Source organism: Arthrobacter sp. TB 26 (assembly GCF_000427315.1).
In the GTDB taxonomy this organism is placed as follows: domain Bacteria; phylum Actinomycetota; class Actinomycetes; order Actinomycetales; family Micrococcaceae; genus Arthrobacter.
On the sequence record NZ_AUPJ01000382.1, the window covers coordinates 1 to 12,115 of the forward strand.

At 67.2% G+C, this 12,115-nt stretch carries 7 protein-coding genes; all 7 read right to left on the reverse strand.

The annotated features are described in order from the left end of the window. Positions 1 to 29: 29 nt before the first annotated feature. Positions 30 to 1,529: a pyruvate kinase gene (gene pyk, locus K789_RS0114865; protein WP_029705114.1), complete on the reverse strand. Its 1,500-nt coding sequence runs from the start codon at positions 1,527 to 1,529 to the stop codon at positions 30 to 32. An 81-nt stretch (positions 1,530 to 1,610) separates the two neighbouring features. Continuing rightward, entirely contained in the window at positions 1,611 to 3,062 is a 1,452-nt protein-coding gene (locus tag K789_RS0114870; protein ID WP_024367448.1) for a glutamate synthase subunit beta, read from the reverse strand. Then, positions 3,055 to 7,665, reverse strand: a complete 4,611-nt coding sequence (gltB, locus tag K789_RS0114875; RefSeq protein ID WP_024367449.1) for a glutamate synthase large subunit — start codon at positions 7,663 to 7,665, stop codon at positions 3,055 to 3,057. Before gltB ends, K789_RS0114870 begins: the two co-directional genes overlap by 8 nt. A 263-nt stretch (positions 7,666 to 7,928) precedes the next feature. Next, entirely contained in the window at positions 7,929 to 9,155 is a 1,227-nt protein-coding gene (lgt, locus tag K789_RS0114880; protein WP_024367450.1) for a prolipoprotein diacylglyceryl transferase, read from the reverse strand. A 4-nt stretch (positions 9,156 to 9,159) separates the two neighbouring features. Further along, on the reverse strand, positions 9,160 to 9,966 hold the full coding sequence (trpA, locus tag K789_RS0114885; RefSeq protein WP_024367451.1) for a tryptophan synthase subunit alpha: 807 nt from the start codon (positions 9,964 to 9,966) through the stop codon (positions 9,160 to 9,162). 11 nt (positions 9,967 to 9,977) lie between these two features. Next, positions 9,978 to 11,306 (reverse strand): tryptophan synthase subunit beta, encoded by a 1,329-nt coding sequence (trpB, locus tag K789_RS0114890; protein WP_024367452.1) that lies wholly within the window; start codon positions 11,304 to 11,306, stop codon positions 9,978 to 9,980. Positions 11,307 to 11,401: 95 nt separating this feature from the next. Next, positions 11,402 to 12,115, reverse strand: a 714-nt coding sequence (trpC, locus tag K789_RS0114895; protein WP_024367453.1) for an indole-3-glycerol phosphate synthase TrpC, incomplete at its 5' end; no start/stop codon positions are given.

Sequence of the window (12,115 nt, forward strand, 5' to 3'; positions counted from 1 at the left end):
ACCCTCCCTTTATGTCTGGAGCAGCAGAACTAGATCTTGCTGTTCCGTTTCTTCCGTTCCGGCCAGGGGCCGACCTTGTCCTTGGTGACTTCGGTCCCGCCATGGCTGCCCGCGTCGGCGAGGTCGCCCACCTTGTGGACCTTCAGCATGTTCGTGGAACCGGCCTTTCCGGGAGGCGAACCGGCGGCGATGACCACCATGTCCCCGTCCTCGACGAGGTCCATGTTCAGCAGGCTGCGGTCAACCTGTGCGGTCATCTCGTCGGTGTGGCCCACCATCGGGACCAGGACCGGCTGGATGCCCCAGGTCAGTGCAAGCTGGTTCCAGACATGCTCCACCGGGGTGAAGGCGAACACGGGGCGGATCGGACGCAGCCGCGACAGACGCCGGGCCGAGTCACCGGACTGGGTGAAGGTACAGATGTACTTCGCATCCAGCTGGTCGGCGATTTCGACGGCGGCACGGGTGATGGCGCCGCCGCGGGTCTTCGGCTTGGTGCCCAGCGGGGGGACGCGCTCCAGGCCGTGGACCTCGGTGGATTCAATGATCCGCGCCATGGTCTTGACGGTCTCGATCGGGAACTTGCCCACGCTGGTCTCGCCCGAAAGCATGACTGCGTCGGCGCCGTCGAGGACCGCGTTGGCGCAGTCGGAGGCCTCGGCGCGGGTCGGCCGCGGGTTGTCGATCATGGATTCGAGCACCTGGGTTGCCACGATGACCGGCTTGGCCCAGCGGCGCGCGAGTTCGACGGCGCGCTTCTGCACGATCGGCACTTCCTCGAGGGGAAGTTCCACGCCGAGGTCGCCACGGGCCACCATGATGGCGTCGAAGGCGTCGATGATTTCGGGGAGCTGCTCAACAGCCTGCGGCTTCTCGATCTTGGCGATCACCGGGACGCGGCGGCCCTCTTCATCCATGATCTCGTGGACGCGCTTGATGTCCGAGGCGTCGCGGACGAAGGACAGGGCCACCATGTCCACACCGCGGCGCATCGCCCAGCGCAGATCGTCCTCGTCTTTTTCACTCAGTGCGGGGACGTTGACGGCAACGCCGGGCAGGTTGATGCCCTTGTTGTTCGACACGTAGCCGCCAACGATCACCTGGGCGACCACCTTGACGTCGTCGACGTCGATGGCCCGGAGGGCCACCTTGCCGTCGTCGATCAAGAGCGCGTCGCCGGGATTGACGTCCTCGGTGAGGCTCTTGAGCGTCGTGGAGCAGATGTCCTTGGTGCCCGGGACGTCCTCGGTGGTGATGGTGAACGTGTCGCCGACGGCCAGCAGGTGCGGTCCGTCGACGAACCGGCCGAGGCGGATTTTCGGCCCCTGCAGGTCGGCCATGATGGCCACGGCCTTACCGAGCTGGCCGGCGGCCTTGCGGACGTTCTCATACGTGGCGTCGTGTACGGCGTAGTCGCCGTGGCTCATGTTCATGCGGGCAACGTCAACCCCAGCCTCCAGCACGGCGAGAGTGTTCTCAAAGCTCGCGATTGCCGGTCCGAACGTGGCCACTATTTTAGCGCGTCTCATATACCTACCCTAGTAGTCGATTGCATGGATGAAGTTGTTGGCGGTATCGGCCGGGGCCGGCCGCCGGGAAACAACTGCGACTTACAGGACGGCCATGGCCCGGTCGGTCGGGGCCACGGGGGCCGGAAGGATGGTGCTGCCCATCAGGAACTTGTCCACCGCGGCGGCGCAGGCGCGTCCCTCGGCGATGGCCCAGACGATGAGCGACTGGCCGCGGCCGGCGTCACCGGCCACGAAGATGCCTTCCGTGTTGGTCATGTAGTAGCCGTCACGGGCCACGTTGCCGCGGCCGTCGAACTCGGCGCTGACCTGCTCGGTGATCCCTGCCGGCTCCGGGCCGGTGAAGCCCAGGGACAGGAAGACCAGGTCCGCCGGGATGATCCGCTCGGTGCCGGCCTTCGGGAGGCGCTTGCCATCGACGAATTCGGTTTCTGCGACCTTCACCCCGGTCAGTTTGCCGTTCTCGCCGACGAACTCCACGGTGGAGGCGAGGTAGGTGCGTTCGCCGCCTTCCTCGTGGGCGCTGGCAACTTCAAACAGGGTGGGGAACGTCGGCCACGGCTGGTGGCTGGCGCGCTCCGCCGGCGGCTGCTTGCCGATCGCGAGGGTGGTGACGGACGCAGCCTGGTGCCGGTGTGCGGTGCCGAGGCAGTCCGCGCCGGTATCGCCGCCGCCAAGGATGATCACGTGCTTGCCGGCGGCGTTGATCTGGTTTTCCACCGTCTCCCCCGCCACCACGCGGTTGGCCGGGACGAGGTAGTCCATCGCGAAGTGCACGCCCTCGAGCTCGCGGCCCGGGATCGGCAGGTCACGCGGGACGGTGGCGCCGGTGGCCACCACGACGGCGTCGTACCGGCGGCGGAGCTGCTCCCACGTCACGTCGGTGCCGACGGCGACGCCGGTCCGGAAGCGGGTGCCTTCGGCCTTCATCTGCTCCAGGCGGCGGTCCACGTGCTCTTTTTCCATCTTGAAATCGGGGATCCCGTACCGCAGGAGGCCGCCGATTTTGTCATCGCGCTCGTAAACGGCGACGGTGTGGCCCACCCGGGTCAGCTGCTGGGCGACGGCGAGTCCGGCGGGACCGGAGCCGACGACGGCGACCGTCTTGCCGCTGAGGCGGGCCNNNGGGTTGACCCAGCCGTTCTCGAACGCCTGGTCCACGATCGAGACCTCAACCTGCTTGATGGTCACGGCAGGCTGGTTGATGCCCAGCACGCAGGACGCCTCGCAGGGTGCCGGGCAGAGCCGGCCGGTGAATTCGGGGAAGTTGTTGGTGGCGTGCAGCCGCTCCATCGCTTCCTCGCCCTTGTCCCGCCAGATGAGGTCATTCCACTCCGGGATGAGGTTGCCCAGCGGGCAGCCCTGGTGGCAGAACGGCACACCGCAGTCCATGCAGCGGCCGGCCTGGGCCTTGAGGACACCCTTTTCCTGGGCCTCATAGACTTCCTTCCAGTCCATGATGCGGACCGGAACGGGACGGCGGGGCTGGGTTTCGCGCTGACGTACTTTCAGAAATCCGCGTGGATCAGCCACCGGTCACCTCCAGGATTCGAGACCAAACTTCTTCGCCGTCGGGGTCAAGGCCCTCTTCGATGGCGTCAAGGCGGGTTTGCAGTACGGCCGCGTAGTCGCGCGGCAGCACCTTGGTTATGCGGGCTGCGGTGTCGTCGAAGTTCTCCAGAAGCCGTGCCGCCAGCAGCGATTCGGTCTCCTCGGAGTGCTTCAGCAGCAGTCCATGGACAATGTCGCGGTCCTCGGCGTCCAGTTCGCGCAGCTGCAGCTCACCGGATTCCAGGGCCTGCTTGTTGACGCGTTCGGTCTGCAGGTCCAGGACGTAGGCCGTGCCGCCGGACATGCCGGCACCGAAGTTGCGGCCGGTGCGCCCGATGATGAGCGTCTGCCCGCCGGTCATGTACTCGCAGCCGTGGTCGCCGATTCCTTCGACCACCGCAGTGGCGCCGGAGTTGCGGACCATAAAGCGTTCGCCAACCTGGCCGCGCAGGTACATCTCGCCGCTCGTCGCGCCGTAGCCGATGACGTTGCCGGCAATCACGTTGCGCTCCGCCGGGAACACGTTGGTGCGGTCCGGCCGGACGATGATGCGCCCGCCGGAAAGACCCTTGCCGACGTAGTCGTTCGAGTCACCGAACATCCGCAGCGTGATGCCGGCCGGCAGGAAGGCACCGAGCGACTGCCCGGCGGTGCCGGTCAGCGTGATGTCGATGGTGTCCGTGGCGAGCACGTCCGTGCTGAAGGTCTTGGTGACCTCGTGGCCCAGCATCGTGCCCACCGAGCGGTCCGTGTTGATGACGTCGACGGCGATCTTGACCGGGGTCCGGTCACTCAGGGCTTCCGCGGCCATCGCGATCAGGCGCTGGTCGAAGTGCTTGTCCAGCTCATGGTTCTGGCCGGTGAGGTTGCGCAGCGGGGCGTCGTCGTCGAACTCGAGCCCGTGCAGGATCGGGTCAAGGTCCAGCCCTTCGGCCTTCCAGTGGTTGATCGCCTCGCGGGTGTCGAGCATTTCGGCGTGGCCGATCGCTTCCTCGATGGTGCGGAAGCCAAGCCCGGCCAGGATCTCGCGGACCTCCTCGGCAAGGAATTCGAAGAAGTTCACCACGAATTCCGGCTTGCCGTTGAACCGGGAGCGCAGCTCGGGGTTCTGCGTCGCGACGCCCACCGGACAGGTATCCAGGTGGCAGACGCGCATCATGATGCAGCCGGACACCACCAGCGGGGCGGTGGCGAAACCGAATTCCTCGCCGCCGAGCAGCGCGGCGATCACAACGTCGCGGCCGGTCTTGAGCTGGCCGTCCACCTGCACCACCACGCGGTCACGCAAGCCGTTGAGCATCAGGGTCTGCTGGGTCTCGGCGAGGCCCAGCTCCCACGGCACACCGGCATGCTTGAGCGAGTTCAGCGGCGAGGCGCCGGTTCCGCCGTCGTGCCCGGAAACCAGGACGACGTCGGCCTTCGCCTTCGTGACGCCCGCAGCCACCGTGCCGATGCCGACCTCGGAGACCAGCTTGACGTGGACGCGCGCCGAAGGGTTGGCCCGCTTGGCGTCGTAGATCAGCTGGGCGAGGTCCTCGATCGAATAGATGTCGTGGTGCGGGGGCGGGGAGATGAGCCCGACGCCGGGTGTCGAGTGCCGTGTCCGGGCCACCCAGGGGTAGACCTTCTGCGCCATCAGCTGGCCGCCCTCGCCGGGCTTGGCGCCCTGCGCCATCTTGATCTGGATGTCATCGGCGTTGGTCAGGTACAGGCTGGTCACGCCGAACCGGCCGGAGGCGATCTGCTTGACCGCGGAACGGCGCGTCGGATCGAGCAGCCGGTCCACGTCCTCGCCGCCCTCACCGGTGTTGGACTTGCCGCCCAGCCGGTTCATGGCGATCGCGAGGGTTTCGTGGGCCTCCTGCGAGATGGAGCCGTAGCTCATCGCACCCGTGGAGAAGCGCTTGACGATGCTGGAGACGGACTCCACTTCCTCGAGCGGGACCGCGGGGCGCAGCCCGGCCTTGAACTTCAGGAGCCCGCGCAGGGTCATGAGGTTCTCGGACTGGTCATCCACACCACGCGTGTAGGCCTTGAAGATGTCGTACCGGCGCTCACGCGTGGCGTGCTGCAGCCGGAACACGGTCTCCGGGTTGAACAGGTGCGGCTCGCCGTCGCGGCGCCACTGGTACTCGCCGCCGCCCATCAGAGCCTGGTGCGGCTGCTCGATACCGTTCTCCGGGTACGCCATCCGGTGGCGTGCCGCGACCTCGGCCGCGATGACCTCGAGGCCGACGCCGCCCAGCTGCGAGTGCGTGCCGGAGAAGTACTCGTCCACCAGGTCCTGGCCAAGGCCAAGGGCTTCGAAGGTCTGTGCCCCGGTGTAGGAGGCAACGGTGGAGATGCCCATCTTGGACATGATCTTCAGGACACCCTTGCCGAGGCCCTTGATCAGGTTGTAGACACCGTCCTGCGCGGTCACCCCGACGACGTCGCCGGTGGAGATGAGCTGCTCCACCGATTCCATGGCCAGGTACGGGTTCACGGCGGAGGCGCCGTAGCCAATCAGCACGGCCACGTGGTGCGTCTCGCGGACATCGCCGGCCTCCACGACGAGGGCGGTCTTGGTCCGGTTGGCGCTGCGCAGCAGGTGGTGGTGCACGGCGCTGACCAGCAGCAGGGACGGGATCGGCGCCCACTGGGCGTTCGAGTCACGGTCCGAGAGCACAACGTACTGCACGCCGCGGTTGATGGCGCCGGAAACCTGCTCGCAGATTTCGGTCAGCCGGGCGCGCAGCGCGTTCTCGCCGCCTTCGGGGCGGTACAGGCCGCGGACCTTCATGGCGACGCGGTCGCCGTCGGCGTTTTCGATGTTCGCGATCTTGGCGAGCTGGTCGTTGTTGATCACGGGGAACGGCAGCGAAACCTGCGGCTGGCGGACCTGTTTGGTGTCCAGGAGGTTGCCGTTGGGCCCGATGGCACAGGTCAGCGAGGTGACAAGTTCCTCGCGGATGGCGTCCAGCGGCGGGTTGGTGACCTGCGCGAAGGACTGCACAAAGTAGTCGAACAGCAGCCGCGGCCGCTTGGAGAGCACGGCCACGGGAGTGTCGGATCCCATGGCTCCGAGCGGCTCGGCGCCCGTGCGGGCCATCGGGCCGAGAAGGATCTTCAGTTCCTCGGTGGTGTAGCCGAAGGTGCGCTGGCGGATGTTCACCGAGGCCGCGGTGTGCACCACGTGCTCGCGTTCGGGCAGGTCCTTCAGGTCGATCAGGTTTTCCCTGACCCAATCGGCCCACGGGTTGGCTGCCGCCACCTCGGCCTTGACCTCGGCGTCATCGATGATCCTGCCGGCGTCCGTGTCGACGAGGAACATCTTGCCGGGTGAGACACGGCCCTTCTTGACCACCTTGGAGGGTTCGACGTCGATGACGCCGACCTCGGAGGCAAAGATGATCAGACCGTCCTCGGTGATCCAGAACCGGCCGGGGCGCAGCCCGTTGCGGTCCAGGGTGGCGCCGACGAGGTTTCCGTCGGTGAAGGAAACGGCGGCGGGGCCGTCCCACGGTTCCATCAGCATGGAGTGGTACTCGTAGAAGGCGCGGCGGGCAGGATCCATCGTGGCGTGGTTTTCCCAGGCCTCGGGGATCATCATCATGATCGAGTGGGTGATCGGCCGGCCGGAGAGCCAGAGCAGTTCCGCGACCTCGTCGAAGGAGGCCGAGTCGGAAGCGCCCGGGGTGCAGATCGGGTACAGCTCCTCGGGTGAATCCCCCAGCAACGGGTTGGCCAGCTGCGACTGGCGGGCACGCATCCAGTTGCGGTTTCCCTTGACCGTGTTGATTTCGCCGTTGTGGGCGATGGTCCGGAAGGGCTGGGCCAGCGGCCAGGACGGGAAGGTGTTGGTGGAGAATCGCGAGTGGACGATCGCGAGCTTGGTCTTGAAGCGCTTGTCCGAGAGGTCCGGGTAGAACGGCTCGAGCTGGGCCGTGGTCAGCATGCCCTTGTAAACGATGGTCCGGGAGGACAGCGACGGGAAGTACACGCCGAACTTGTTCTGCGCCCGCTTCCGGATCCGCCACGCACGGGAGTCGAGTTCGTTGCGCTCCAGCACTTCCCCGGTGCTGGAGGCAAAGAACGGCTGGGAGAAGTACGGCATGCAGGCCCGGGCCATCGCCCCGACGAGGTCAGCGACGATCGGCACCTCACGCCAGCCGAGGACCGTCATGCCCTCGTCGGCGGCAAGGCTTTCGATGCCCGCCTTAGCGGCGTCGGATTCGCGCTTTTCGGCCGGCAGGAAGGCCGTGCCCACCACGAACTGACCGGGGGCGGGAAGCTCGAAGTCGGTGACTGCACGGAAGAACTCGTCCGGGACCTGCATAAGCAGTCCCGCGCCGTCGCCAGTGCCTTCGTCGGCGCCCACGGCGCCGCGGTGCTCGAGGTTGCGCAGGGCGGTCAGGGCGGCGTCAACGATGTCATAGCCCGGCTCCCCCCGCAGCGTGGCGATAATGGCGAGGCCGCAGGCGTCCTTCTCCTGCTCGGGGTTGTAGAGCCCGGCCGCTTCGGGAAGTGCCGCGAAGCGCTTGAAAGGTGACATGGCGGCCTCTTGAGGCTCGGACCAACTGGGGCTGTGCAGGGTTTGGGTCATGGGAGACGTCCTTCCTCCTGATCGTGCGTATGGGAGGGACAACATTGGCCCGCATCGGTGCGCCGGCGTGACGGGCACAACAAAGTGTTTCTTATTCGAATTGTAGGTCAGCGCCGCTTCCTGCACTAACAGTTACGCGGCCGCCGGCCTGGGCTTGCGCGAAACAGCCACTGTCTGCTGTCCGCTGCCTTCCCTGTTGCCACGACGCTGTGGAAACGGGCTCTGCGAGGGGTGACTCCGCGGCCCGGTTTGCCGGGGCTGAGCTATTTGGTGCCCTCAGCATCCGGCGCGGTTCCAGCGCCCTGGTGGCCGGGTGTTCCGGCCGCCGGTGCTCCCGTGGCGGGCTTGGTGCCGCCAGTGGATTCCTTGGACGTTTCAGCTGGGGCGGAAACGTGGCCTGGACCGCTTTGGTTCTCAGGGAGATTATCACGCGATTCACTATCTGAGACAGCAGAATCCGAATGGCGGACACCTGCAGCGTCGGCCGGAACGGTGGCCGGCTCCCTGTTTGCCGCGTCGCTGTCCGCCTCGGCGTCGGCGTCGGCGTCCGGGTTCCCGTCGGCGTCGGCGTCGGCGTCAGTCCCCGCCGGCTCGCGGCCCGGCAGGTAGACGGTGTCGGGTTCCGTGCGCTTGCGCAGGCCCAGGATGATGAACGCGGCCAGCGCGCCCAGGAGCACGAAGATGGACGTCCACACGTTCAGGCGGGTGGTGATGCCGAAGAGGTTGATCTGCTCGGCGTCGTCGATCCGCATCGCTTCGATCCAGACCCGCCCCAGCGTGTAATAGACCGCATACAGCCAGAAAAGCCGGCCGCGGCGGAAGCGGAACTTGCGGTCAAGCAACAGCAGAATGCCCACGCCGGCCAGGTTCCAGAGGGATTCGTAGAGGAACGTCGGGTGGAAGAGCGTGTCCGCGGCCATGCCGGGCGGGAAATTCGGGTTGTCGGCGTCAATCTGCAGACCCCACGGGAGTGTGGTGGGGCCACCGAACAGTTCCTGGTTGAAGTAGTTGCCCCAGCGGCCGATCGCCTGGGCCAGCAGCAGTCCGGGCGCTGCGGCGTCCATGAACGCGCTCAGCTTCACCCCCGCCTTGCGGCAGCCGATCCACGCTCCCACGGCGCCCAGCAGCACGGCACCCCAAATCCCGAGTCCGCCGCGCTGGAGCTGCGGGATCAGGGACAGGTCGCCGGTGCCGTCGAAGCCGGGGCCGAAGTACGCGTCCGGTGAGGACACCACGTGGTAGAGCCGGCCGCCGATGATGCCGAACGGGATGGCCCAGATGGCGATGTCCCAGACGCTGCCCTCCGGGGCGCCGCGCTTGGCCCAGCGGACGGAGGTGAGCCACAGGCCGGCGATGATGCCGAGCAGGATGCACAGGGCGTAGGCGTGGATGCGCAGTGACCCCCATGGCAGCGGGATGTCGAAGCCGGACCAGTCCGGGCTCGGAATGCTCGCGGGGATCATCGCTGCCGCGTGGAGGACTGACTGCATGTGTTTAAGCTTCTTCCCTGGTGAGGCCGGTGCTGAGGTCTTTCGTCAAGGACGCTACCGCATCCACGCCGCCGTCGCCGATGGCCACGACCAGTGCGGTGCCGACGATCACGCCGTCCGCGTAGGCGGCGATCTCGCGGACCTGCTCCGCGTTGGACACGCCCAGACCGACGCAAACATGTTCGGCGCCGGCGGCGCGCGCGGCGGCCACAACATCCTTGGCCGCGGAGCTGACCGAGGTGCGGGCGCCGGTGACGCCCATGATCGAGACGGCGTAGACGAAGCCGCGGCTCGCCTCGACGGTGCGCTTCATGCGCTCCGGCGAGGACGACGGCGCCACGAGGAACACCCGGTCCAGGCCGTACTTGTCCGAGGCCGCCATCCATTCGGAAGCTTCATCGGGGATCAGGTCCGGGGTGATGAGCCCTGCTCCGCCGGCGTCGGCGAGCTGGCGGGAGAATTCATCGACGCCCATCCGGACAACGGGGTTCCAGTAGGTCATGACCAGCACGGCGGCGTCGGTCTTGCTCGTGATGCCGCGGACGACGTCGAAGACCTGCTTGACGTGGAAGCCCTTGGCGAGGGCCTCCGTGGTGGCGGCCTGGATAACAAGGCCGTCCATCACCGGGTCGGAGTACGGGATGCCGATTTCGATCAGGTCCGCGCCGTTTTCCGCGAGGGCGATGCCGGCTGCGATGGTGGCCTCGACGCTCGGGTAGCCGGCGGGCAGGTAGCCGATGAGGGCGGCTCGGCCCTGGGCTTTGGCTCGGTCAATGGCCGCGGCCGATTTGCTGGCGCCCTGTGGGGTCAATTCGACGTGGTTCACAGCTGCTCCCCCTCCTTGGCGATCTCGTGCTCGGGTGAATCCTTGTCCAGCAGGTCGAACCATTCAGCGGCGGTGGCCACATCCTTGTCGCCGCGGCCGGAGAGGTTCACGAGCACGATCTTGTCCGCTGCTTTGCCTGCGGCCCCCGCTTCGGCGGCCAGCCGCTGGCCGACTTTGATGGCACCGGCCAGGGCGTGCGCCGACTCGATGGCCGGGATGATGCCCTCGGTGCGGCAGAGCAGCCGGAACGCGTCCATGGCCTCGCTGTCCGTGATGGGCTCGTAGCTGACGCGTCCGATGTCCGCCAGGTAGGAGTGTTCGGGCCCGACGCCGGGGTAGTCCAGGCCTGCGGAGATGGAGTGCGATTCGATAGTCTGGCCGTCGTCGTCCTGCATCAGGTAGGAGCGGGCGCCGTGCAGCACTCCGGGCTTGCCGAGCGTGATGGTGGCGGCATGGCGTCCGGTTTCGACGCCCTCGCCGCCGGCTTCGAAACCATAGATCTTGACCGAGGGATCGTCCAGGAAGCCGTGGAAGATGCCGATGGCGTTGGAGCCGCCGCCGATGCAGGCGCAGACGGCGTCGGGCAGGCGGCCGGTCTGCTCCAGGATCTGGGCGCGGGCCTCCTCACCAATGACCTCGTGGAAGTAACGGACCATGGCCGGGAACGGGTGCGCCCCGGCAGCAGTGCCCAGCAGGTAGTGCGTGGTGTCCACGTTGGCGACCCAGTCGCGGAGCGCCTCGTTGATGGCATCCTTGAGCGTCTGGGAGCCGTTGGTCACCGGGATGACGGTGGCGCCCAGGAGCTCCATCCGGGCCACGTTGAGGGCCTGCCGGCGGCAGTCTTCGGCGCCCATGTACACGACGCATTCCAGGCCCATCAGGGCGGCGGCGGTGGCGCTGGCGACACCGTGCTGCCCGGCGCCGGTCTCGGCGATGACACGGGTCTTGCCCATGCGCTTGGCCAGGAGTGCCTGGCCGAGCACGTTGTTGATCTTGTGCGACCCGGTGTGGTTCAGGTCCTCGCGCTTGAGGAAGATCCGGACCCCGCCGGCGTGCTCGGCGAAGCGCTTGGCCTCGGTCAGCAGGGAGGGCCGGCCGGAGTAGTTCTTGTTCAGCTCCGCGATCTGCGCGGTGAACTCGGGATCGGCTTTGGCTTTCTCGAAAGTGTCCTCGAGCTCATCCAGGGCGGCGATGAGGGACTCCGGCATCCACCGGCCGCCGTAGGATCCGAAGTAGGGTCCGGGGGCGTGCCGCAGGGATTCTCCACCCTGCAGGAACGCGTCCACGGCGCTTTCGTCTGAGCCGGCTGCTGGCGCATCGACCATCAGTCTCACCATCCTGTTCCACTGCTAATTAGATCTGGGTGCTGCACAGACTCGCTGCCGGCATCCGGCCGGGCGTTGCCCGTCCGGAGCACGGGTCAGGACCGTGCGGCGATTTCTTCTGCTCCGGCGGCCATGAATTCGGCGATCCGCTCCCGGGGGGTCGCGTCGCTGACCAGGGCTTCGCCGACGAGGACTGCGTTGGCACCGTTAGCGGCGTAGTGCCGGACGTCGTCGACGCCGCGGACGCCCGATTCCGCGACGACGAGCGCGCCGGCGGGGATGCCTCCGGCGAGTGCGGCGAAGACAGAACGGTCGACGTCGAGCGTCTTGAGGTTGCGCACGTTGACGCCGATGATCCGGGCTTCCGCGGCAACAGCCCGCTCGATTTCCCCGGCGGTGTGTGTCTCGACGAGCACGTTCATGCCGAGTTCGCGGCTGAGGGCGCTGAACTCGCGCAGTTGCGCATCGGAGAGGGACGCCACGATCAGCAGGACGAGGTCGGCCCCGTGTGCCCGCGCCTCCCAGATCTGGTACTCGTCGATCATAAAGTCCTTGCGCAGCAGCGGAATGTCCACGGCTGCCCGGACGGCATCGAAATCGGCGAGCGAACCGTTGAAGCGGCGCTGTTCGGTCAGGACACTGATCGCGGCGGCGCCGCCGTCGGCGTACTGCACGGCGAGGGAGGCGGGGTCCGCGATGCTCGCGAGGTCGCCCTTGGACGGGCTCCGGCGCTTGATCTCGGCGATGACCTTCAGCTGCGCACGCGTTGCCGAGGCGCCGCCGAGCGCGGTCCACGCGTCGCGTGCGGG